The sequence below is a fragment of the Cellulomonas sp. genome (assembly GCF_015234515.1).
Classification (GTDB): domain Bacteria; phylum Actinomycetota; class Actinomycetes; order Actinomycetales; family Cellulomonadaceae; genus Cellulomonas.
The window spans coordinates 103983-127144 of sequence record NZ_JADGMY010000025.1; the positions used below are offsets into that span (position 1 = coordinate 103983).

General features: G+C 70.6%; 24 protein-coding genes. 17 read left to right on the plus strand and 7 right to left on the minus strand.

The annotated features are described in order from the left end of the window. Positions 1-23: 23 nt before the first annotated feature. Positions 24-338 carry a hypothetical protein gene (locus IR158_RS12720; RefSeq protein ID WP_291813586.1) on the minus strand — a complete coding sequence of 105 codons (315 nt, stop codon included), beginning with the start codon at positions 336-338 and terminating at the stop codon, positions 24-26. 556 nt (positions 339-894) lie between these two features. Here IR158_RS12720 and dnaK point away from each other — a divergent pair. The 11 genes from dnaK (at position 895) to nrdF (ending at position 12822) form a co-directional block, all read left to right on the plus strand. Further along, the gene (dnaK, locus tag IR158_RS12725; protein WP_227580374.1) at positions 895-2757 is read left to right on the plus strand and encodes a molecular chaperone DnaK; all 1863 of its coding nucleotides are present in this window, start codon (positions 895-897) and stop codon (positions 2755-2757) included. 50 nt (positions 2758-2807) lie between these two features. Next, entirely contained in the window at positions 2808-3383 is a 576-nt protein-coding gene (grpE, locus tag IR158_RS12730) for a nucleotide exchange factor GrpE (protein WP_291813590.1), read from the plus strand. A gap of 130 nt (positions 3384-3513) precedes the next feature. Next, positions 3514-4503 (plus strand): DnaJ C-terminal domain-containing protein, encoded by a 990-nt coding sequence (locus IR158_RS12735; protein WP_291813592.1) that lies wholly within the window; start codon positions 3514-3516, stop codon positions 4501-4503. 42 nt (positions 4504-4545) lie between these two features. Then, complete coding sequence (locus tag IR158_RS12740; RefSeq protein WP_291813593.1) at positions 4546-4971, plus strand: helix-turn-helix transcriptional regulator; 426 nt, start codon at positions 4546-4548, stop codon at positions 4969-4971. A 239-nt stretch (positions 4972-5210) separates the two neighbouring features. Then, complete coding sequence (locus tag IR158_RS12745) at positions 5211-7064, plus strand: AAA family ATPase (protein WP_291813594.1); 1854 nt, start codon at positions 5211-5213, stop codon at positions 7062-7064. A gap of 140 nt (positions 7065-7204) precedes the next feature. Then, positions 7205-7432, plus strand: coding sequence for a chemotaxis protein CheW (locus IR158_RS12750; protein ID WP_291813596.1), 228 nt, complete (start codon positions 7205-7207; stop codon positions 7430-7432). A gap of 627 nt (positions 7433-8059) precedes the next feature. Then, on the plus strand, positions 8060-8305 hold the full coding sequence (gene nrdH, locus IR158_RS12755) for a glutaredoxin-like protein NrdH (protein ID WP_227577913.1): 246 nt from the start codon (positions 8060-8062) through the stop codon (positions 8303-8305). 198 nt (positions 8306-8503) lie between these two features. Then, positions 8504-8920 carry a class Ib ribonucleoside-diphosphate reductase assembly flavoprotein NrdI gene (gene nrdI / locus IR158_RS12760; RefSeq protein ID WP_291813599.1) on the plus strand — a complete coding sequence of 139 codons (417 nt, stop codon included), beginning with the start codon at positions 8504-8506 and terminating at the stop codon, positions 8918-8920. Then, the gene (nrdE, locus tag IR158_RS12765; protein WP_291813601.1) at positions 8890-11037 is read left to right on the plus strand and encodes a class 1b ribonucleoside-diphosphate reductase subunit alpha; all 2148 of its coding nucleotides are present in this window, start codon (positions 8890-8892) and stop codon (positions 11035-11037) included. The genes nrdI and nrdE overlap by 31 nt, the downstream gene beginning before the upstream one ends. 13 nt (positions 11038-11050) lie before the next feature. After that, on the plus strand, positions 11051-11845 hold the full coding sequence (locus tag IR158_RS12770) for an NUMOD3 domain-containing DNA-binding protein (RefSeq protein WP_291813602.1): 795 nt from the start codon (positions 11051-11053) through the stop codon (positions 11843-11845). Continuing rightward, a complete protein-coding gene (gene nrdF / locus IR158_RS12775; protein ID WP_291813604.1) occupies positions 11842-12822 on the plus strand; it encodes a class 1b ribonucleoside-diphosphate reductase subunit beta in 981 nt (326 codons plus the stop codon). Before IR158_RS12770 ends, nrdF begins: the two co-directional genes overlap by 4 nt. 273 nt (positions 12823-13095) lie before the next feature. Here nrdF and IR158_RS12780 read toward each other — a convergent pair whose 3' ends face one another. Further along, positions 13096-13914, minus strand: a complete 819-nt coding sequence (locus IR158_RS12780) for a helix-turn-helix transcriptional regulator (RefSeq protein ID WP_291813606.1) — start codon at positions 13912-13914, stop codon at positions 13096-13098. A 149-nt stretch (positions 13915-14063) separates the two neighbouring features. Between IR158_RS12780 and IR158_RS12785 the strand changes: the two genes are divergently transcribed. Further along, positions 14064-14510 (plus strand): nuclear transport factor 2 family protein, encoded by a 447-nt coding sequence (locus tag IR158_RS12785; protein ID WP_291813608.1) that lies wholly within the window; start codon positions 14064-14066, stop codon positions 14508-14510. A gap of 297 nt (positions 14511-14807) precedes the next feature. On the opposite strand, the gene IR158_RS12790 is transcribed toward IR158_RS12785, so the two are convergent. Further along, positions 14808-15668, minus strand: coding sequence for an alpha/beta hydrolase (locus IR158_RS12790; RefSeq protein ID WP_291813610.1), 861 nt, complete (start codon positions 15666-15668; stop codon positions 14808-14810). Positions 15669-15771: 103 nt separating this feature from the next. Here IR158_RS12790 and IR158_RS12795 point away from each other — a divergent pair, with 103 nt between their 5' ends. The 4 genes from IR158_RS12795 to IR158_RS12810 all read left to right on the plus strand — a co-directional run bounded on the left by IR158_RS12795 (position 15772) and on the right by IR158_RS12810 (position 20039). Then, complete coding sequence (locus tag IR158_RS12795) at positions 15772-16272, plus strand: CGNR zinc finger domain-containing protein (RefSeq protein WP_291813612.1); 501 nt, start codon at positions 15772-15774, stop codon at positions 16270-16272. A gap of 139 nt (positions 16273-16411) precedes the next feature. Further along, positions 16412-17308: a sulfurtransferase gene (locus IR158_RS12800; RefSeq protein WP_291813615.1), complete on the plus strand. Its 897-nt coding sequence runs from the start codon at positions 16412-16414 to the stop codon at positions 17306-17308. 95 nt (positions 17309-17403) lie between these two features. Next, positions 17404-18177, plus strand: a complete 774-nt coding sequence (locus IR158_RS12805; RefSeq protein WP_291813659.1) for an alpha/beta fold hydrolase — start codon at positions 17404-17406, stop codon at positions 18175-18177. Between the two features lie 227 nt (positions 18178-18404). Then, complete coding sequence (locus tag IR158_RS12810) at positions 18405-20039, plus strand: FAD-binding protein (RefSeq protein WP_291813617.1); 1635 nt, start codon at positions 18405-18407, stop codon at positions 20037-20039. Between the two features lie 89 nt (positions 20040-20128). Here IR158_RS12810 and IR158_RS12815 read toward each other — a convergent pair whose 3' ends face one another. The 4 genes from IR158_RS12815 to IR158_RS12830 all read right to left on the minus strand — a co-directional run bounded on the left by IR158_RS12815 (position 20129) and on the right by IR158_RS12830 (position 22077). Then, a complete protein-coding gene (locus tag IR158_RS12815; protein ID WP_291813619.1) occupies positions 20129-20734 on the minus strand; it encodes a Clp protease N-terminal domain-containing protein in 606 nt (201 codons plus the stop codon). After that, positions 20721-20963, minus strand: coding sequence for a helix-turn-helix domain-containing protein (locus IR158_RS12820; protein WP_291813621.1), 243 nt, complete (start codon positions 20961-20963; stop codon positions 20721-20723). The genes IR158_RS12815 and IR158_RS12820 overlap by 14 nt, the downstream gene beginning before the upstream one ends. A 62-nt stretch (positions 20964-21025) precedes the next feature. Next, a complete protein-coding gene (locus tag IR158_RS12825) occupies positions 21026-21403 on the minus strand; it encodes a cupin domain-containing protein (RefSeq protein ID WP_291813622.1) in 378 nt (125 codons plus the stop codon). Positions 21404-21486: 83 nt separating this feature from the next. Further along, complete coding sequence (locus IR158_RS12830; protein ID WP_291813623.1) at positions 21487-22077, minus strand: GNAT family N-acetyltransferase; 591 nt, start codon at positions 22075-22077, stop codon at positions 21487-21489. A 202-nt stretch (positions 22078-22279) separates the two neighbouring features. Between IR158_RS12830 and IR158_RS12835 the strand changes: the two genes are divergently transcribed. Then, entirely contained in the window at positions 22280-23131 is an 852-nt protein-coding gene (locus tag IR158_RS12835) for a hypothetical protein (RefSeq protein ID WP_291813625.1), read from the plus strand. Positions 23132-23162 lie beyond the last annotated feature (31 nt).

Genomic DNA, 23162 nt, shown 5'->3' on the forward strand with positions numbered 1-23162 from the left:
GGCGACTGGGTTCCGAGGCTGGCCTACGCCACGGTCTCCCGGCGGACGTACACCCACGACGAAGTGCCGTCCTCAAGTTCTCGCGGCATCGGTACGGGCCGGTGGACAGCCGCAAAGTCGGTCGACAGCTCTGGGTGGACGTCCGCGATCACCTCAGTCTCGGCGCACGAGACCACTTCTCGCTCCGCCTCGGTGATCGCCCCCTCGTAAGCGAAGCGAGCCACGACACAGTCTTCGACCAGCCCAAGGCTCACCCACCGCAGATCGGGAGTGACCTCGCCCCACAGGGATCGGCTCACCGAGGCCAGCACCCCCAGCCATCGCTCGTCATGGGCCACACCTCGACGATACCGACCAGCTGGGGCTTGGTGTTGGTTCGCGCCGAATGTGGCGGACCGCCGGCCCCGTGACCTCGGCTTTCGCGACGAGGTGGCGGAGGCGCGTTCTCACTGAAGTGGCGGGTTCTACGCGCGCGAGTGTGGGACCGGATCTTGCGGACCGGCAGCCCGTGCAGCGCCCGGTCACCGTCGAGGGAGCGCAGTGAGGTGACCGCCGGGTCGCCCGCATCGGTGACGTGCTGCACCTCGGTCTGGAGCAGCGCCTCGGTGGTCATGCGGTCAGCGTGGCAGGTGACAAGTCGGTGACAACGCGACATCGGATGACAGATCGATGACAAAAGACAGGTCAGATGACTTCCTACAGAAGGGGCTGATGCACGAGGAGGTGACAGCCGGGAACAAACTCGCGCCCTCCAAGGTTGAGCCCATCAGACTCAACTTCCGCCGTCTGAAGTTGGCACGCGCCCCGCGCGCCCCCCAGACTTGAGCGCGGCGGACTCAAGACGTCCCGAACGACCGCAGTCGGAGCCCCTGGCTCCAGGAAGAAGGCACACACATGGCACGAGCAGTCGGCATCGACCTCGGCACCACCAACTCCGTGGTCGCCACCCTCGAGGGCGGCGAGCCCACGGTCATCGCGAACGCGGAGGGGTCGCGCACGACTCCGTCCGTGGTCGCGTTCTCCAAGACCGGCGAGGTGCTCGTCGGTGAGGTCGCCAAGCGTCAGGCGGTCACCAACGTCGACCGCACCATCTCCTCGGTGAAGCGCCACATGGGCACCGACTGGAGCGTGACGATCGACGACAAGAAGTACACGGCGCAGGAGATCAGCGCCCGTATCCTCGGCAAGCTCAAGCGCGACGCCGAGGCGTACCTGGGCGAGCCGGTCACGGACGCCGTCATCACGGTCCCGGCGTACTTCAACGACGCCGAGCGTCAGGCGACGAAGGACGCGGGCACCATCGCGGGCCTCAACGTCCTGCGCATCATCAACGAGCCCACCGCCGCGGCGCTCGCCTACGGGCTCGAGCGCGGCAAGGAGGACGAGAACATCCTCGTCTTCGACCTGGGTGGTGGCACGTTCGACGTGTCCCTGCTGGAGGTCGGCAAGGACGACGACGGCTTCTCGACGATCGAGGTCCGCGCGACCGCCGGTGACAACCGCCTCGGCGGTGACGACTGGGACGCCGCGATCGTGGCGCACCTGGTCACCGAGGTGAAGAACACCACGGGCGTCGACCTGTCGAAGGACAAGATCGCCCTGCAGCGTCTGCGTGAGGCGGCGGAGCAGGCCAAGAAGGAGCTGTCGTCCGCGACGAGCACCAACATCTCGCTGCAGTACCTCTCGATGAGCGAGAACGGCCCGATCCACCTGGACACCAAGCTGACGCGCGCGCAGTTCCAGCAGATGACGCAGTCGCTGCTCGACCGCGTGAAGGCGCCGTTCCAGCAGGTCATCCGCGACGCGGGCATCTCCGTGAACGACATCGACCACGTGGTCCTCGTCGGCGGCTCGACCCGCATGCCGGCCGTCTCCGAGGTCGTCACGCAGCTCACGGGCGGCAAGGAGCCCAACAAGGGCGTCAACCCGGACGAGGTCGTGGCCGTCGGTGCCGCGCTGCAGGCCGGCGTCATGAAGGGCGACCGCAAGGACGTCCTGCTCATCGACGTGACCCCGCTGTCCCTGGGCATCGAGACCAAGGGTGGCGTGATGACCAAGCTCATCGAGCGCAACACGGCCATCCCCACCAAGCGCTCGGAGATCTTCTCCACGGCCGAGGACAACCAGCCGTCCGTCCTTATCCAGGTGTTCCAGGGTGAGCGCGAGTTCGCCCGGGACAACAAGCCGCTCGGCACCTTCGAGCTCACCGGCATCGCGCCGGCGCCGCGGGGCATGCCGCAGATCGAGGTCACGTTCGACATCGACGCGAACGGCATCGTGCACGTGTCCGCCAAGGACCGCGGCACGGGCAAGGAGCAGTCGATGACGATCACCGGTGGCTCGGCCCTCCCCAAGGAGGACATCGACCGCATGGTGAAGGACGCCGAGGAGCACGCCGCCGAGGACAAGAAGCGCCGCGAGGAGGCCGAGACCCGCAACACCGCGGAGCAGCTCGTCTACCAGACGGAGAAGCTGCTGGCCGACAACGGCGACAAGCTCACGGACGACGTGAAGGGCGAGGTCGGCGGCGCCGTGACGGAGCTGAAGACCGCGCTCGAGGGCACGGACGTCGAGGCCATCAAGGCCAAGCACGCCGCCCTGCTCACGGCGAGCCAGAAGATCGGCGAGGCGCTGTACGCCAACCAGGCCGCCAACCCGGCCGGTGACGGCGCCCCCGCGGCCGACGCGGGCTCGACGACCTCCGACGAGGACGTCGTCGACGCCGAGATCGTGGACGACGAGGACGACAAGAAGTGACCGAGGATCGACCCCAGGCAGGGACGCCGGAACCCGAGGAGAACCCTCGCGTGACCGACAAGCGCCGCGTCGACCCGGAGACGGGCGAGCTGCGCGAGCCGACGCCCGAGGAGGCCGTGCTGGCCGAGGCCGAGCACGTCACCTCCGAGGCCGAGGAGTCGGTCGTCCTGGAGGGTCTCGTCCAGGCGGAGAAGCTGGCGGCCGAGCGGCTCGAGGACCTGCAGCGCGCCCAGGCGGCGCACTACAACCTCGAGCAGCAGTACAACGCGTACGTGAAGCGGTCCAAGGCCGAGGCCCTGGCCGCCCACGACCGCGGGGTCGCCACGGTCGGCGAGGCGCTCATCCCGGTGCTCGACGACATCGAGCTGAGCCGCCGGCACGGCGACCTCACCGGACCGTTCGCGTCGATCGCCGAGAAGCTGGAGTCCACGCTGCAGCGGCTCGGGATCGAGCGGTACGGCGAGGTCGGGGAGACGTTCGACCCGGCCGTCCACGAGGCGCTCATGCACGGGCACTCGGCGGACGTCACCGAGCCCACGGTGCAGCAGGTGCTGCAGCCCGGCTACCGCACGCCGGGCCGGATCCTGCGGGCCGCGCGCGTCGCGGTCGTGGACCCGGAGGCCTGAGTACCAGCATCATCAGCACCACGCACGCAGACGGGCGGCGGCCGAGCACCGGCCGCCGCCCCTGCGGCACCTGGATCGTTGGGAGCACGACCACGGACACGCACAGCACGACGAACCGGAGGGAGGCGCCGTGACCGGACAGGACTGGATCGAGAAGGACTTCTACGCCGTGCTCGGCGTCACCAAGGACGCCGACGCGACGGCGATCAAGAAGGCGTACCGCAAGCTCGCGCGCCAGCTGCACCCGGACCAGAACCCGGGTGACGCGGCAGCCGAGGCGCGGTTCAAGGACATCGGCGAGGCGTACGCGGTCCTGTCGGACCCCGAGCAGCGCCAGCAGTACGACCAGCTGCGTGCCATGGCCGGTGGCGCCCGCTTCACCGCGGGCGGCCGGGGCGGCGGCACCGCCGGCTTCGAGGACGTCTTCGGCGGCATGTTCGGTGGCGGTGCCAACGGCCCCGGCGGGCGCGTGCGCTACTCGACGGGCGGCGCCGGCGGCGCGGGCTTCGAGGACATCCTCGGCGGGCTCTTCGGCGGGGGCGGCCCCGGGTTCGGTGCCACGCGCGGCCCGCAGCCGGGCGCGGACCTCACGGCGTCGACGACGCTGCCGTTCCGCACCGCGGTCGAGGGCTCGACGATCTCGCTGTCCGTCGAGGGCCGCACCGTCAACGCCCGCATCCCCGCGGGCGTGCGCGACGGGCAGAAGATCCGGCTGCGCGGCAAGGGGCGCCCCGGCGACCCCGGTGCGCCTGCCGGCGACCTCGTCATCACCGTGCACGTCGAGCCGCACCCCGTGTTCACGCTCGACGGCACCAACCTGCGCGTGACGGTCCCGATCGCGTTCGACGAGGCTGCCCTCGGCGCGACGATCGAGGTTCCGACGCTCGACGGCTCGACCGTGCGGGTCAAGGTGCCCGCGGGCACGCCGTCCGGCCGGACGCTGCGCGTCAAGGGCAAGGGCGTCGCGACCTCGAAGGGCACGGGTGACCTGCTCGTCAACGTGCAGGTCGTCGTCCCGCAGAAGCTGTCGGCGGCCGCCAAGGAGGCCGTGCAGGCGTTCGGCATCGCGACGTCCGGCCAGGACGTGCGCGCCGACCTCATGGCGCAGGCGCGGCGCTGACCCGGTGACCGGACCGCAGGAGCGAGAAGGGCGGGAGGTGTGATGGACGAGGACGCGAAGGTCTACGCGATCTCGGACGCCGCGGAGCTCGCGGGCATGCACCCGCAGACCCTGCGCCAGTACGACCGCCTGGGTCTGGTCCGCCCCGCCCGCACGCGCGGGCGGGGTCGCCGGTACTCGATGCACGACATCCAGCTGCTGCGCGAGGTGCAGCGCCTCTCCCACGAGGAGGGCGTGAACCTGGCCGGCATCAAGCGGGTCCTCGAGCTGGAGGAGGAGGTCCGGGCGATGCGCCGACAGGTCGAGTTCCTGCGCACGCTCGTCGACCCGCGTCGGCGGGTGTTCCGCGCCGACCCGACGGGCAACGTCGTGGCCGACCGGCTGCGCCCGCTGGCGGAGGCCGACCCGCCGCGGCGTCCCCGCTGGGTGCCGCGTCAGCTCACGTCCGGCCCGACCCGCCGCAGCTGACCCCGGGCCACGCCCCCTGGGTCGAGCGCGGTACACCGCCCCCCCGAGCGCGGTACTCGTTTCTGCCGCCCTCGGCTGTCTTCTGTCGCGTTCGGCGGGTCGGCGGGCCCTGGGCCGGACGGGTGACAGTCGACCGCAGCGGTTGTCCGATTCGGACAATCCGGACCACGATGGCGGAACCACCGCGGATGCGGCGGCCGGGCCCCCGCGCGGACGTCGCCTGACGAAGGGGTCTGCCCGTGACCGACGCCCCCGCACGCCCCCAGCTCGGCGCGCACGACATCGCCGTCGACCGTGAGCGGGTGCGTCGTCGGCGCGTGATCCGGGTGTGCCTGGTCGTGCTCGCCCTCGAGGCGTACGTGGTGTGGTCGGCCCTGACCGGCCGCCCGCTGCTCGTGCTGCCGGACGTCGACCCGTTGGTCGTCGCGCCCGTCCTGTTCTTCGTCGCGCTGATCGCGCTGCTCGTGGGGACCCAGGTGGGCGCCGGGCGCTCGCCGCACGTCACGTACCGGCCGGAGCAGGTCGACGTCACGCTCGACGACGTGGTCGGCATCGACCCGATCGTCGACGACGTGCGCCGCTCCATCGACCTGTTCCAGACGCACCGCCGCTTCGCCGACCAGATGGGTGGCACGCCCCGGCGCGGCATCCTCTTCGAGGGCCCGCCCGGGACGGGCAAGACGCTGACCGCCAAGGCGATGGCCGCCGAGGCGGGCGTGCCGTTCCTGTTCGTCTCCGCGACGAGCTTCCAGTCGATGTACTACGGCGCGACAGCCCGCAAGATCCGTACGTACTTCAAGGCGCTGCGCACCGCCGCCCGCAAGGAGGGTGGCGCGATCGGGTTCATCGAGGAGATCGACGCGATCGCACTGCGTCGTGGCGGCCTGCTGGGGGCGGACCCGACCGCCGCGTTCGTCGCGCTGCCCTCCCCGTCGGCGATGCTGGCGGGTCAGGGCACCGGGGTCGTGCGCAACGCGATGATCTCCGAGGGCACGGGTGGCGTGGTCAACGAGCTGCTGGTGCAGATGCAGTCGTTCGACGAGCCCGTGGGCTCCGACAAGCTGTACAACCGGCTGGTCGCCGCGGTGAACCTGCTGCTGCCGTCGCACCGCCAGCTCATGCAGCGCCGCCCGACGCGCGCCCCGATCCTGCTCATCGCCGCGACCAACCGTGCGGACCACCTCGACCCGGCGCTGCTGCGCCCGGGCCGCTTCGACCGGCGGCTCACGTTCAACCCGCCGGACGCGCACGGGCGCCGCGCGCTCGTCGACCACTTCCTCGCCCGGCGCTCCCACCACCCCGAGCTCGACGAGCCCGCGGTCCGTGACCGGGTCGCCGCCGCCACCAGCGGCTGGACGCCCGTGATGGTCGAGCACCTGCTGGACGAGGCCCTCGTCAACGCGCTGCGCCGCGGTGACGACGCGATGTCGTTCGTCGACGTCGAGCAGGCGCGCATCACCGAGCTCGTCGGGCTGGGCCACCCGGTCACGTACACGAAGGGCGAGCGCGACCTCATCGCGACGCACGAGGCCGGGCACGCCGTCACGGCGTGGCTCGTCGCGCCCAACCGCAACCTCGAGGTCCTGACGATCGTCAAGCGCGGCTCGGCGCTGGGCCTGCTCGCGCACGGGGACTGCGAGGAGGTCTACACCCACACGCAGTACGACCTGCGGGCGCTCGTGCAGATCGCCATGGGCGGGTGGGTCGCGGAGGAGCTGTTCTTCGGTCAGACGACCACGGGGCCGGCCTCCGACCTCGCGGCGGCCACGCGGACGGCGGCGCAGATGGTCGGTGCGGCGGGCATGACGGGGTCGCTGGTGTCGTTCGCGGCGACCGACCGCGACCTGGTCTCCGCGGTGATCGGGGACCAGGCGGCGAGGGCGCAGCTGGAGGAGGTCCTCGACAGCGCGCGGGGCACCGTGCGGCGGCTGCTCGCGAGCAACCGGGACCTCGTCGAGGCGCTGCGCGACGCGCTGCTGGAGCGGCACGAGCTGGTGGGCGAGGAGATCACGTCGGTGCTCGAGAAGGCCGTGAGCGCGCGGCCCGACGGGGTCCGCCCGGTGTCGCCCGGCGAGCACCTGCGGATCGCCTGACCGGTGGTCACCCGTCGGGGCGTACGGCCTGGTCCGCAAGGGGGACTAGGTCCTAGGGGCGCGTCCAGATCGTGAGACGATAGCGGTGCCGGTGACCCCGGCACCTCGTACTCATCGCACTCACAAGGAGCGTTACCGCCGTGTCCGCCGTCACCTGGCATCGTCGTCCGACGACCGCCGCCCTGCCCCTGCGCACCCGCCTGCGCCACCTCAACGAGACCATCCGCTGGGCCCCCGCCCCGTACTTCGAGGGCACCCCCCGCCAGCGCCTGCGTTACGTCGGCTACGTCCTGGGCTCGATGCTCGCCTGGGCCGTCGGCGGACTGGTCGTCGTCGCGGCCCTCGGCCGCGCGCTCACGTCGTTCTGAGCCCAGCGGACCGTGCCGGGCGCGCGACGACGCGCACCCGGCACGGTCCCGGCCGGACGCCCTGGGCCGAGCGCGCACCCGGAGAAGGGACCCGACCGGCGGCCTGCTGCCGGCTGTCGGGACCGCCGAGCGCGTCTCCGTCCGCTTCTCTCCGTGTGATCCGCGCCCTCTGCCGGGGTGTCGCCGCGCGACGCGCCGGAGCGCCCGTCGCGACATAGCGGACAGGGCGCCCGAATCGCCTGTGGACGGGCATGGGGACGACACGCCCTGCCCTGTGCACGCTCATGTGGGCGGTCGCGGCGTGTCGTGTGGCGGCCCGGCGTCCTCGCACGTCAGGGGGCCTTGTCGGTGTCCACAGGTAGTGTGCGACCAAGCCCACAGGGTGAAGAACGACACGGGTGTAACACAACACTTAGTAGTGACTTGCGCTGTCAGACCCCAGGTGTAGTGTCTACGCAGACGGCTCGCCCCGAAGTACAGGGATGTCACGCGGGCCTCGTCAGCAGGTCGGAAGGTTCCTCCCGGGGGCCTCACGACGGGCCGACGAGGGCGACGCGGGCACCCGGCCCCCGGGTGACGCGGCCGCCATGGCGAACACACACAGACCACGAGCTCGGGGGAGCAGACATGACCATCACGGTGTACAGCAAGCCGGCCTGCGTCCAGTGCACGGCGACGTACCGCGCCCTCGACAAGCTCGGCCACGACTACACGGTCGTCGACATCTCGGAGGACGCCGACGCGCGTGACTACGTCATGTCGCTCGGTCACCTCCAGGCGCCCGTCGTCGTCGTCGGCGGGGAGAACTGGTCGGGCTACCGCCCCGACCGCATCAAGGCACTCGCGGAGAAGCTGGCGACGCAGGTCGCCTGACGTCGGCGGGCCTCACGGTCCGCCGCCCCGCACGCCCCGGGCCGACGCATGGCTCACGCCGCGTCGGCCCGGCGGGCAATCGAGAACAGGCCGGCCGGCGCCGCGAGGCGCCGGTCGATCTGCACCCGTAGCGATCGAGGACCCGGCGCGTCCGAGGTCCGGTCGATCACCGCAGGTCGCGGGGGAAGGAGTCAGGCCGTGACACAGCTCGTCTACTTCTCCTCAGCGTCAGACAACACGCACCGCTTCGTCCAGAAGCTCGGACTGTCGGCGCAGCGCATCCCGCTGCGGCCGGCCGACGGGTTCCTGCGCGTCAGCGAGCCGTACGTGCTCGTCGTCCCCACGTACGGCGGGGGCAACGAAGGGGGCGCGGTACCGCGTCAGGTCGTCAAGTTCCTCAACGACGAGGACAACCGTGCGCTGATCCGCGGCGTCATCGCGGCCGGCAACACGAACTTCGGAGAGGCGTACTGCATCGCGGGCGACATCGTGGCCGCGAAGTGCCACGTGCCGTACCTGTACGCCTTCGAGCTCATGGGAACCACTGAGGACGTCAACCGCGTCCGCGAGGGATTGGGAAGATTTTGGCAGCGACAGTCACAGATACCCGCGTAGAGCAGACGGGGCTGGACTACCACGCCCTGAACGCGATGCTCAACCTGTACGACGCGGACGGGAAGATCCAGTTCGACGCCGACCGGCAGGCCGCGCGGGAGTTCTTCCTGCAGCACGTCAACCAGAACACGGTCTTCTTCCACGACCTGGACGAGAAGCTCGACTACCTCGTCGAGAACCGGTACTACGACCCGGCGGTGCTCGCGCAGTACGACCGCGCGTTCATCAAGTCGCTCTTCCAGCACGCGTACTCGAAGAAGTTCCGCTTCCAGACGTTCCTCGGCGCGTTCAAGTACTACACGTCGTACACGCTGAAGACGTTCGACGGCAAGCGGTACCTGGAGCGCTTCGAGGACCGCGTGTGCATGGTGGCGCTGTCCCTGGCCGAGGGTGACGAGGCCTTCGCGACCAACCTCGTCGACGAGATCGTCTCGGGCCGCTTCCAGCCCGCGACCCCGACGTTCCTCAACCTCGGCAAGGCGCAGCGCGGCGAGCCCGTCTCCTGCTTCCTGCTGCGCATCGAGGACAACATGGAGTCCATCGCGCGCGGCATCAACTCCGCGCTGCAGCTCTCCAAGCGCGGCGGCGGCGTGGCGCTGCTGCTCTCGAACATCCGCGAGCACGGTGCGCCCATCAAGCACATCGAGAACCAGTCCTCCGGCGTCATCCCCGTGATGAAGCTGCTCGAGGACTCGTTCAGCTACGCCAACCAGCTCGGTGCGCGTCAGGGCGCCGGCGCGGTGTACCTGCACGCGCACCACCCGGACATCTACCGCTTCCTCGACACCAAGCGCGAGAACGCGGACGAGAAGATCCGCATCAAGACCCTGTCGCTCGGCGTCGTCATCCCGGACATCACGTTCGACCTGGCGAAGAAGAACGAGCCGATGTACCTCTTCTCGCCGTACGACGTCGAGCGCGTCTACGGCGTGCCGTTCGCCGACGTGAACGTCACCGAGAAGTACTACGAGATGGTCGACGACGCGCGGATCCGCAAGACCAAGATCAACGCGCGCGAGTTCTTCCAGACCCTCGCGGAGATCCAGTTCGAGTCCGGCTACCCGTACGTCATGTTCGAGGACACGGTGAACCGGGCCAACCCGATCGAGGGCAAGATCACGCACTCGAACCTGTGCTCGGAGATCCTGCAGGTCTCGACGCCGTCGACGTACAACGAGGACCTGTCCTACGCCGAGGTCGGCCGCGACATCTCCTGCAACCTGGGCTCGATGAACATCGCGCTGTCGATGGACTCCCCGGACCTGGGCAAGACCGTCGAGACCGCGATCCGCGCCCTGACGGCCGTGTCGGACCAGACGAGCATCGAGTCGGTGCCGTCGATCAAGAAGGCCAACGCCGGCGGGCACGCCATCGGCCTGGGGCAGATGAACCTGCACGGGTACCTGGCGCGCGAGCGGATCTTCTACGGCTCCGACGAGGGCCTCGACTTCACGAACATCTACTTCTACACGGTCGCGTACCACGCGATCCGTGCGTCGAACCTGCTCGCGCAGGAGCGCGGCTCGTCGTTCTACGGGTTCGAGAAGTCGACGTACGCGACGGGCGAGTACTTCACCAAGTACGTCGAGAAGGAATGGAAGCCGCGCACCGCGCGCGTCCAGGCCCTGTTCGACGAGGCCGGGGTGCGCATCCCCACGCAGGACGACTGGCGTCTGCTGGCCGCGCTCGTCGCCGAGCACGGCCTGTACAACCAGAACCTGCAGGCGGTCCCGCCGACCGGCTCGATCTCCTACATCAACCACTCGACGAGCTCGATCCACCCGATCGCGTCGAAGATCGAGATCCGCAAGGAGGGCAAGATCGGGCGCGTCTACTACCCGGCGCCCTTCATGACCAACGACAACCTGGAGTACTACCAGGACGCGTACGAGATCGGCTTCGAGAAGGTCATCGACACGTACGCCGAGGCGACGCAGCACGTCGACCAGGGCCTGTCGCTCACGCTCTTCTTCAAGGACACCGCCACCACGCGCGACCTCAACCGGGCGCAGATCTACGCGTGGAAGAAGGGCATCAAGACGATCTACTACATCCGCCTGCGGCAGATGGCGCTGCAGGGGACTGAGGTGGAAAATTGCGTCAGCTGCATGCTGTGACGGTCGCAGGGCGATGACCGATCGGCTCGACGAGTCGGGTGCCGTGGGCTACGTCTACGGCATCCGACTCGCGTCCTCGCGCGAGTACCGCTACGTGGGTCTGACGGAGATGCCGGTGCAGCGCCGTCTCATGCGCCACACGGCGGAGGCCCGCGCAGGGCGGAAGACCCCGTTCTACGACTGGCTCCGTCGCGAGCTCGACAGCGACGTCGTCGTCGATGTGCTCGAGGAGGTCCGTACCTCGCGCGACGATCTCGGTCACGCCGAGGCACGGTGGATCGTCGAGCGTCGTGCGGTGGGTGATCGGCTGCTCAACCTGACGGACGGTGGGCTGGGCCCGAAGGGTGTCGTCTGGACCGAGGAGCAGCGCGAAGCCGCTCGGCGGCGGGCTACCGGTCGCCGTGGGGTGTCCCGCTACGGCGCCGAGAACCCGTTCTACGGGCAGGGGCACACGCAGGAGCAGCGTGCGCGCTGGTCCGAGCGTCGACGAGGTCAGAACGTCGGGGCGGCCAACCCCAACTTCGGACGCTTCGGGGAGGAGCACCCGGCCTACGGGAGGTTCATGGCCGAGGAGCAGCGTCGCGCTCTCTCGGAGTCCCGCACGGGTGAGCTGAACCCGAACTTCGGCAAGTCGGCGAGTGCCGAGACCCGAGCGAAGATGTCGGCAGCACGCAAGGGGCGCCCGATGCCCTCGAGCAGACGAAGCGCGAACACGCGCTATCACACCAACCAGGGGCGGACGAGCCCCACATGCACGTACTGCCAGCAGGATGCGGTGGCGGTCGCGGAGAGAGAAGAGAGGCCATGAGCCCCACAGGCAAGATCAAGCTGGTCGACCGGGTGTCGGCGATCAACTGGAACCGGCTGCAGGACGAGAAGGACGCGGAGGTCTGGGACCGCCTCGTCGGCAACTTCTGGCTGCCCGAGAAGGTGCCGGTCTCCAACGACATCCAGTCCTGGGCGACCCTCACCGAGGCCGAGAAGACGATGACGACCCGCGTCTTCACGGGCCTGACGCTGCTGGACACGATCCAGGGCACCGTCGGCGCGGTCAGCCTCATCCCCGACGCGCTCACCCCGCACGAGGAGGCCGTCTACACGAACATCGCGTTCATGGAGTCGGTGCACGCCAAGTCGTACTCGTCGATCTTCTCGACGCTCATCTCCACCAAGGAGATCGACGAGGCGTTCCGCTGGTCGGAGGAGAACCCGAACCTGCAGCGCAAGGCCGAGATCGTCCTCGACTACTACCGCGGCGACGACCCGCTCAAGCGCAAGGTCGCCTCGACGATGCTCGAGTCGTTCCTCTTCTACTCGGGCTTCTACGCGCCCATGTACTGGGCGTCGCGCGCCAAGCTGACGAACACGGCCGACCTGATCCGCCTGATCATCCGCGACGAGGCCGTGCACGGGTACTACATCGGCTACAAGTTCCAGAAGGGCCTGGAGCTGGTGTCGCCGGCCGAGCGCGCCGAGCTCAAGGAGTACACGTTCAACCTGCTCTTCGAGCTGTACGACAACGAGGTGGAGTACACGCAGGACCTCTACGACGAGCTCGGCCTGACCGAGGACGTCAAGAAGTTCCTGCGCTACAACGCCAACAAGGCCCTGATGAACCTGGGTTACGAGGCGCTGTTCCCGCGCGACGAGACGGACGTCAACCCGGCGATCCTCTCCGCGCTGAGCCCCAACGCCGACGAGAACCACGACTTCTTCTCCGGGTCGGGCTCGTCGTACGTCATCGGCAAGGCCGTCAACACCGAGGACGACGACTGGGACTTCTGAGTCCTGCCGGACGCCGCCGCGGCCCCCGTGACCTGCAGGTCACGGGGGCCGCGTCAGGTTCGCGCGAGGAGCTCTGAGCATCGGCATCGGTCCGCTCCGTGACGCGGTGCCCCGTGACGAGATCCACTCCGCGACCCATTGATTTGCGCTGGCGGAGTCACCCTCGCCCGCTGGACCTCGGTCACCTCCGCGACACCGTCGCCGCTGCGCCCACCGCCAGTTGGTTGACGACCAGCAACTCGTGCAGAGCGAGCGGTCATCGATCGGCTCCAACTACCCGGTGCTGAGCGCGTCGAGAAAGGCGAGCTGCTGTGCCGCCTGATCCGAACCTGCTGCCGTGTACACGACTATGCGCAGGTCCTCCTCCGAGTGGGCGAATACGTCGCAATCGAGGGTGACATCCCCGAGGACGGGATGGTGAACAGTCTTCTTCTCGACTCCAAAAGTCTGAGGCGCCGTCGATGCCCATCGTCGTGCGAAGTCTTCCGAGTCGCGTCGCATCTCCTCGACGAACCGACGGAACCGCACATCGTGCGGGTACCGACCATAAGAGATCAACAGGTCCGAGACTAACGTAGCCTTGAACCGTTCCCGGTGGCCCAGGTCCGGCAGTCGGTGGAGGCCGTCGCGGAGGAAAACCAACGCGACAAGGTTCTCACCGAGCTCGGACACGTTGGGGCCGTGGAGGGCAACCCACATAGGATTTCTCGCGAGAAGAGTCCACGCAGCGTCGTAGACCGCGACCGGACAGCCGTGAAGCTGCCGGGTGATTCGCTGGACGCCCGCGGGGATGTGCTGGGAGATGAATTGCTGGCTCGGCGGATGGAGGCCGGCCGCGAGATACAAATGATCCCTGTCGTGCCGCGAGACCGAAAGTGCTCGGCACAGCGCCGCCACCACCGCAGCAGACGGCCGGTCAGCACGCCCCTGTTCCATCTGCACCACATAGTCCACCGACAAGTTCGCCAGCGCGGCGACCTCTTCACGTCGTAATCCTGGAACCCTTCGCCGCCCCCCGGCCGGATATCCGACGTCCTCGGGCTGCGTGCGCTCACGAAGACCCCGAAGGGCCTTGGCTAATGGTGTCGGCACCCCACTATCCTCCCCGCGCGCTTCAGAAGGGTGGTGCTGACAGTACCACGACCCTGCGTGCCTTCCTCGCCTCTGGGAAGCGTCATAGCTTTCTCGACAACGAGCGGCACCCCCTCCGAGGTGTCGCCGTCCACTCCAAAGGAATGCACATGACGAACACGCAGCTCACCGCACTGCAGTTGGCCCAGCAGTTCATGAACGCCTTCGCGGGTCGCAATCCCGAAGCGGCGGCCGCGCTCCTCGCTGAGGACGCCACCCTGACGATTGCACTGGGGATCGATGGCTCTCCCACCCCCTGGTACTTCTTCGACGGACAGACGCAGGTCCGCGGATACATCGAGGCGGTGGCAGCCAAGTTCGATCGGGTCGCGTTCCTCGATCAGGAGTGGCACGCCAGCATGGACGGTCGCACTGCGTTCATGGAGGCACGCGGTGACATCCTGTCATCCGCGGAAGGGCTCGAGTACCGCAACGTGTACGTGTTCAAGATCGAGGTCAGCGATGGCCTTGTCGCCCGCGTCACCGAGTACGCGAACCCGGTCACCTACGCCAACCTCGGCATCAAGGACAGCGAGACCGAGGCCGCAGCTCGCTGACGCAGTGAGCCTTGTGAGTGTGACCCCAGACCGAGCACACCTTCGGCCTGGGGTCACACCACCCGCATGGACTGCGCGGCTCTCCACCTGCAGGATCGGCGGCTCCTGCCGTTGTTCACGCTCCTCGACCCGACGACAGCTCCCTCTCGGAGTGGACGGCGGACGACGGGCGCTCGGTCGAGGTCGGCTGAGCCTGTTGCCGGGGTCCCGGTCGCCTCGCGGTGCGCCAGGGCGACGCCCGACCTCGGGCCCGGTGGCGAGGATGGCGCGCCGGTGCCTCGCCACCGGACGCGGGCGTCAGAACGTTCCGCGCCAGTCCCGGATCGACGCGGCCACCTCGCCGAGGTGCGTCTCGAGCAGGAAGTGCCCCGCGTCGAGCAGCTCGACCCGCGCGCCGGGCGCGTCCCGCAGGAACGCCTCGGCGCCGGCCGCCGCGAAGATCTCGTCGTTGCGGCCCCAGATGGCGAGCACCGGGACGCCGGACGTGCGGAGCCAGTCGTGCAGCGCGGGGTAGAGGTCGCGGTTGCTCGCGTAGTCGCGGAAGAGGTCCAGCTGGACGAGGTCCTGGCCGGGTCGCTCCAGCAGCGTGATGTCGTGCTCCCAGGCGTCGGGGTCGACCAGTGTCGGATCCGGCACGCCGTGCGTGTACTGCCACTCGACCGCCGCCCGACCCAGCGCGGGGCGCAGCGCGTCCCGGGTGCTCGCCGTGCGGTGCGCCGCGTCCGCCCAGATCGGCTCCCAGAAGTCCGGGACGAAGCCCTCCTCGTACGCGTTGCCGTTCTGCGAGATGACGCCCTCGACGGCGGTGGGGTCGGCCAGTGCGAGGCGCCAGGCGATCGGTGCGCCGTAGTCCTGGACGTACACGGTGTACCGCTCGACGCCGAGTGCCTTGACGAACGCGGCGGTCACGTCGGCGAGGGCGTCGAAGGTGTAGTCGAAGTCCTCGGCGGACGGTGCCGACGAGCGGCCGAACCCGATGTGGTCCGGGGCGATGACGCGGTACGTGTCCGACAGGGCCGGGATGAGGTGGCGGAACATGTGCGAGCTCGTCGGGTACCCGTGCAGGAGCAGGATCACCGGGGCGTCCTGCGGCCCCGCCTCGCGGTAGAACACCTCGAGCCCGCTGACGGTGACGGTGCGGTGGTGCGTCCGGAACATGGCTAACCCCTAACAGTTGAGTAAGTGGTTAGCGGACCGTAGCATCGGGTCGTGACGTCGGCAACGGTCGACGTGGAGCCGGTGGGCGTTGGAGGGTGGGGGGATGGTGGAGGACGAGGACCTGCTGCTGGCGGTGCTCAACAGCAGCCCTGTCGTCGACGGCGCGGTCACCGAACAGCTCGAGGGAGCGGCGGGGCGCGAGCTCCTCGCCTGCTTCGGGGGAGCGGGATCGGCGTCCGAGCTGGCGAGCGTCCGGCGAGCCCGTGCTGCCCTGCACGCGGTGATCCGGGGGCAGGGCGACGCGCAGGAGCAGCTGGCCGCGGTGCTCCGCAACGCCTCTCTCGTGCCGGAGGTGACGGCGACGGGCGTCCGGTGGGAGCTCAGTGCCCCGGCGGACGAGCGGCTCGCGGCGCGCGCTGTCATGGCCTGGTCGCGGGTCCAGCAGCAGCTGCCCGGGCGCCTGCGCCCGTGCGCGAACGACGAGTGCAACCTGTTCCTGGTGGACCACAGCCGTCCCGGCACCGCGAAGTGGTGCTCCATGGCGGTGTGCGGCAACCGGATGAAGGTCCGCAGCCACGCGGAGCGCGCCCGCCGCGGGGCGTGAGCAGTCAGGCTTCGGCCTGCACCAGCCGCTCCGCGTCACGGCGCGTTCGCTCGTGGACGTGACCGTTGCACTCCCGGTCGTCTACCGATTCGCGTAGCGTCGAGGAGACGCCGACTCGACCTCTCCGAGGAGACCGCACATGGCACCCGCTCTGCCCGCCCTCCTCACTCCTGAGGCCCTGCACGCCGCACTCACCGCGAGCACCGTGCCCCTGCTCGTGCTCGACGCCTCCGCCGCGCTCGCCACGCACGGCGAGGCTGAGCCGTACACCGCGGAGCCGCTGAGGGAGCAGTACCTCGAGGCGCACGTGCCCGGGGCCGCATTCGTCGACGTGACGCACGAGCTGTCGGACACCAGCGCCCCGCAGCTGTTCACCGTGCCGTCGCCCGAGGTGCTCGCGGCGGCGTTCGGCGCGCTCGGGGTCGGGGACGACACGCACGTCGTCGTCTACGACACCGTCGGCTCCGCGTGGGCGACCCGCGTGTGGTGGCTGCTGCGCTGGCTCGGGCACGACGAGGTCTCCGTGCTCGACGGTGGGCTGGCTACCTGGCAGGCGGCCGGGTTCGCCGTCGCGTCCGGCGCGGCCGACGACGAGGCCGCACGTGCGACGCCCGCGACGCTGACGCCGCGTGAGCGTCCGGAGCTGCTGGCGACGCTGCCGCAGGTCGAGCAGATCTCGTCCGGGGCCGTCGGGGGCCGGCTGGTCAACGCCCTCGACCCCGCGACGTTCCGCGGCGAGCAGGAGGTCAGCCCGTACCCCCGCCGCGGCCGCATCCCCGGGAGCCTCAACCTGCCGCTGTTCACGCTCCTCGACCCGGAGACCGGCCAGTTCCTGCCCGCCGACGAGCTCCGCGACCGGCTGCAGGCCGGCGGTGTGCTCGACTCCGGGGGTGCCGTGACCTACTGCGGCGGCGGCATCGCCGCGACCGTGCCCGCGTTCGCGGCGTTCGTCACCGCCGGCGCCGAGGTCGCGGTCTACGACGGGTCGCTCTCGGAGTGGACCGCCGACGAGCGGCGGCCGGTCGACGTCGGGTGAGCGAGGGCCCTGACGCGGGCCGGATCGCCTTCGCCGGAGCGGACGGCACCGCGCTGGTCGGGCACCTGACCGGTGCGGGGGAGCCCCTCGTGTGCGTGCCCGGCGGCCCGATGCAGGCATCGAGGTACCTAGGCGATCTCGGCGGGCTGGCGTCGCGTCGGTCCATGCTCCTGCTGGACCTGCGCGGCACGGGCGGCTCGGACGCGCCGAACGACCCCACCACCTACCGCTGCGACCGCCAGGTCGACGACCTCGAGGCGCTGCGTACGCGGCTGGGTGTCGACCACGTCGACCTGCTCGCCCACTCGGCAGGCGCGGCCGTCGCGGTCCTGTACGCGGTGCGGTACCCCGAGCGGGTCCGCACCCTCGTGCTCGTGACGCCGAGCCCGCGGGCGGTGGGCGTCGCGGTCGCCGATGCGGACCGTCGCGCGGTGGCGGGTCGTCGTCGTGCGGAGCCCTGGTTCCCCGCGGCGTGGGCCGCGTTCGAGCGCATCTGGTCCGGTGACGCCAGGCCCCCCGACGCGGACGCGATCACGCCGTTCCTCCACGGGCGCTGGGACGACGAGCGCCGCGCCCTGCTCCCGGCGCTCGACGCGGGGCGCAACGACGCAGCGGCGACCGCCTACTACCCCGACGACCTCGACGTCGACGGCACCCGGGCCGGCCTCGCCGCCGTGCGCGCCCCCGTCCTGCTGCTCGCGGGCGAGCGCGACGTCGCGCTGCCGCCGGACCGCGCGGCCGACTACGCGGCCGTCTTCCCGCGAGTCACGCTCGCCGTGCAGCCCGGCGCAGGCCACTACCCCTGGCTCGACGACCCCGCCTGGTTCGTTCGTGCGGTGGGTGCGCACCTCGACGACCGGGGCTCCTGAACCCCACTGACGACGACGAGACCACGTCCGCGTTCCGCCTGCCGCTTCGCAGGTGGCGGGCACGCAGGCGGGCCTTTGGTCCTGCGGATCCACGTCGTGCGCTGTCGATGCCACTGGTGCGCGGCCCGCCCGGTCGTTTCGCACCGGGACGCTCGTCGACCCCTGTCGACGGCGCCGGCCGCGCACGGGTCGGGCACCGGCGCCCGGCCTCGCGGAGGAGGTGTGACGTGGAGTTCGACCACACGTACGACGTCGTCGTCGTCGGCACGGGAGGGGCGGGGCTCGCGACGGCGATGGGTGCCGTCGACGAGGGCCTGTCCGTGCTACTGCTGGAGAGCACGGACAAGTGGGGTGGCTCGACGGCGATGTCGGGCGGTGGCATGTGGCTGCCGAACAACCCGCTCATGGCCCGTGCGGGGGCGGCCGACTCCCGCGAGGACGCGCTCGCGTACCTCGAGGCGACGGTCGGCGACGAGGGTCGTGCGGCGTCCCGTGCCCGCAAGGAGGCGTTCGTCGACGGCGTCGAGGACCTGGTGACGACCGCGGAGAAGAACGGGGTGGTGTTCGCGCGGGCCGCGGACTACCCCGACTACTACCCGGAGCTGCCCGGCGGGCGGATCGGGCGGGCGATCGAGGTCAAGCCGCTGGACTCCAAGCTGCTCGGCTCGTGGTGGAAGTCGCTGCGCGGTGCGATCCCGCTGCCGGCCAAGACGGACGACGTGTGGCTGCTCGGCCGCGCCTGGTCGACCCCGAGCGGGATGGTCCGCGGTGCGCAGGTCGTGTTCCGGATCCTCGGCGGTGTGGTCACGGGCAAGCGGCTCGTGGGCATCGGCAACGCCTTCGCCACCGCGTTCGGGCACGCGGTGCTCGTGAAGCACCAGGTGCCGCTGTGGCTCGACAGCCCTCTGGAGGACCTGGTCGTCGTCGACGGCCGTGTCGCTGGCGTCCGGGTGTCCCGCGACGGCAAGGAGGTCACGGTGGGTGCGCGCCGCGGCGTCATGATCGCGGCGGGCGGGTTCGACGCGAACTCGCAGTGGCGGCGGGAGCACCACGGCATCGAGCACGCGACGTCGGGCAACCCGGGGAACATCGGCGCGGCGATCGAGATCGCGCAGCGCAACGGCGCGGACCTGGAGCTCATGGACGACGCGTGGTGGGGGGCGTCGGTCGCGCCCGTGGCGGGCGGTGCGCCGTCGTTCATCGTCGGGGAGCGGTCGATGCCGTACTCGATCATGGTGGACAAGGCCGGGGCGCGGTTCGCCAACGAGTCGGAGTCGTACGTCGACCTCGGTCACCACATGCTCGAGCACGACAAGGGCGTCGGTCCGTACTGGCTCGTCGCGGACGCACGCCACGCGCGGCGCTACCTGCGGACGTTCGCGCTGGACCCGCGCGCGAACCGTGCGATGACCGAGCAGGGGATCACGGTGAAGGCCCGGACCCTGGCGGAGCTCGCCGACGCGACCGGCATGGACCCCGAGACCCTGCGCGCCACCGTCGCCCGGTTCAACGGGTTCACCCGTGCCGGCATCGACGGCGACTTCGCTCGCGGGAACTCCGCGTACGACCGCTACTACGGTGACCCGACGGTCCACCCGAACCCGAACCTGGGCCCGATCGAGAAGGGCCCGTTCACGGCGTTCCGCGTCGTCCTGGGTGACCTGGGCACCAAGGGCGGCATCGTCACGGACGAGCGGGCGCGGGCGCTGCGCGCGGACGGCTCGGTGATCGAGGGCCTGTACGCGGCGGGCAACGTGTCGGCCTCCGTGATGGGCCGCACCTACCCCGGTCCGGGCTCGACGATCGGTCCGGCGGCCGTGTTCGGTCTGGTGGCCGCCCGGGACATGGCGACCCGCGGCTGACGTGTCCGAGGGTGAGGGCGTGGGCCGGTGCGGCCCACGCCCTCACCCCTGCGTCGGTGGTCGGGGGTGTCGACGGCGGGCCGTGCGACTCAGTCGGCGACGATCGTCCGCCCGAAGAACCGGTGGACGAGCCGGGTGAACAGGCTGGTCGGGGCCTTGGCCGGCCACGCGGGCGCCTCGGTGCCGGCCGGCACGGCGGCGGACAGGACCGCCGTGCGCACGCCGTCGGGGTCGATCCCCATCGCGCGGAGCAGGTGTGGCGAGCGTGCGGGCTGCTCCAGGACGGCGAGCCACAGGACCGTGCTGCCCACCTTGCCCTCCTTCGGCACGACGCCGGTCTTGCGCAGGTGCGCCCACTTCGCGGACGCCTGGTTCAGCGCCGACTGCAGCTCGGGCAGGTGCTTGAGGCGGGGCTGCCGACCGGCCGTCGCCCCGGTGCTCACCGTGGGGTCGGGGGCGGCGAGGCCCAGCCGGGCCAGGTGGGGTGCGTCGTCCAGGGCGCCACGCACGGCGTCCCGCACCGCTGCGGGCGTCAGGGCGGGGAACGACCCGACGACCTGACGCGTCAGCTCGTCGTCGGCGACGAGGAGCCCGAGCAGGACGTGCTCAGAGCCGTAGGCGCGCGCGCCCAGGGCGGTCGCCTCGGCCTGCGTCGCCGTCATCGCCGTGGCGAACGTGTCGTCATAGATCAGCATCGCTGCTCCATCTGCGTGCGCCGCGGGGTCGGGTGTGCTTCTTGTGGACGGTCTGGCGGGTCACCTGGAGCTCCGCGGCGATGTCAGCCCAGGACATGCCCTGCTCCCGGGCGCGCGCCACGTGCAGGTCCTCGAGCCTGTCCGCCAGGCGGTGCAGGGCGAGGACGGTCCGCAGCCCGTCACGAGGGTCGTCCGTCAGCGCGGCTGCTTCCACCTGCCTGAGGTCCATGGGTGTCAGCCTGGTCTGACACCCATGCGGATGTCAACCCAGTCTGACACTGCTCATAGTCGTCATGCCTCGGCGTTCTCCTGGATCATCACCGGTGACGCGTGGATGCACACCATCCGCAGGACGCCGTGGCCGGTGTTGGTGAACCGGTGCCAGGTGTCGGGCGGCACGACGGCGGTGTCACCCACCCTGGCGACGACCTCGTGGTCACCGATGCGGATGGTGGCCTCGCCCTCCAGGACGACCCACGTCTCGGTGTACGGGTGCCGGTGCAGCGTCGGCCCCTGCCCCGGGTCGTTGTCGACGAGGAAGAAGCTGACGCCGGAGCCGTGGTGCACGCCCTCGAACCGCAGCGTGCGGCCACGCCCCAGGCGCAGGGCCTCGGCAGGGATCACCGCGGGGCTCACCGCGGGGTTCGGAGCTTCGTCATCTGCGGGCACGGGCTCGCTCCTCTGCGTCGCTCGATGGTTCCACCGTACGGCGGCCTCGGAGCACGGGGTGCCGTATCCGGCAGCCGACGCCGTCACGGCACCAGCGGCAGCCGCAGGAGCCGCCGTGCCAGGCCGCCGGACCGCGAGTCCGTCTCGACGACCCGCTCGAAGCCCGCGGACTCGAAGAGCCCTGTCGTGCCGACGTACGCGAGTGCCGCGCTGATCCGGCCGCCCTCCGGGTCGACGGGGTAGGCCTCGAGCATCGGCGCCCCCTGCGAGCGGGCGTAGTCGATCGCACCGTCGAGCAGGTGCCGGGCCAGCCCCTGGCGGCGGAACCCGGGCCGGACGACGAGGCACACGACGCTCCACACCGGGACGTCGTCCACGGTGGGGATCGTCCGCGACCGGGCGAGGCGGTGGTGGCTGCTGCGCGGGCTCACCGAGCACCACCCGGCCGGCTCGCCGTCGACGTAGGCGACGACGCCCGGCGGCGTCCCCTCCTCCGCGTACCGGCGCAGCCGCGCCGGGCGGTCCGGGCCGGTGAGGCCGCGGAACTCCTGGTTCGGGACCCGGTAGCTGAGGCACCAGCACGCGGCCGCGTCGGGGTCGCGCGGCGCGAGGACGACTGCGACGTCGTCGAAACGCTCGACGGTGGCGGGATGCACCTCAACGGTGGGCGTCACCCGTCCACGGTGCCACACGGCCGCGAACCACACCTTCGGCGGCTTCTGAGGGCGCGGGTGCTCGGGTGCGACATGGCAGGGCGGATCATCGTCGCAAACTGTCCACCACCGGCCGGGACGATCCGCTAGTTTGCGGTCGCCGCGGTGGTGCGTCGCACACGACCGGGGGCTCAGGGGTGCTGGCCGACGTCGAGGAGTCGCGATGTTCCGTTACGAACGCATGCCGTCGGACCTGACCTGGCGGAGCGCCGCGTGGTACGTGGTCGACCGAGAGCGTGACGTCTGGTTGGGGAGCCTCGGCACGAACGGCCCGGTCGGGCACCGGGTGTTCGCGCTGTGCGTCGGCGGGACCACGATCCCCTTCGAGGTCGACACCAGGGCGGACGTGGACGGCGTCAGCATGCACCAGGTGACCTCGTTCGGGTTCAGCCGCAAGGCGCAGGTCTCGCACGGCATCGAGCCGTACCGGGTGCCCGAGGACGACGCGCTCGCACTCCAGGAGCTAGGGCGAGGGCTACCTCGACTACGCGTGGGCGATGGACCTCACGCTCAATCCGCCCGTGCCGTGAGACACCGTCGGTGGACCGTCGCCCTGGCGGTCGTCCTCGCTCTGGCGGGGACGACCGCGGGGTGCGCTCCCGGGCGCGACCGCGCGGGCGAGGCCCGCGGCGCAGCGCTCGACCGCGTGCGCTACCTGCGGTCGCTCCTGGGGGAGCTCCTGGAGGACGCGGGCCCGCTCCCGGACGAGGAGTTCGAGGTCTTCGTCACCGCGGAGGTCGGCGACCGCTTCGAGGGATCGCTCGACCCGACCGGCTTCCACGACGGCCGGGCGACCTGGCGAGGTGCCGCGCTCGGCTCGGTCGCGGGACCGCTGAAGTCCCAGGTCGCCGCAGCCGCGTGCTTCGACGTCGAGATCGAACGGAGGACAGCGACGGTGACGTTCGACGACGCACCGTGCTCCGAGCAGGTTCGACGAGCGCTCGGTGTCACCGGCAACGAGGACAACGTCGTCAGCGTCGACCTCCTGCCCACGGTCGACGACCCCACGCCATGACCGGCGGCCCGCCCTCGTCGTGCGTGGCGCG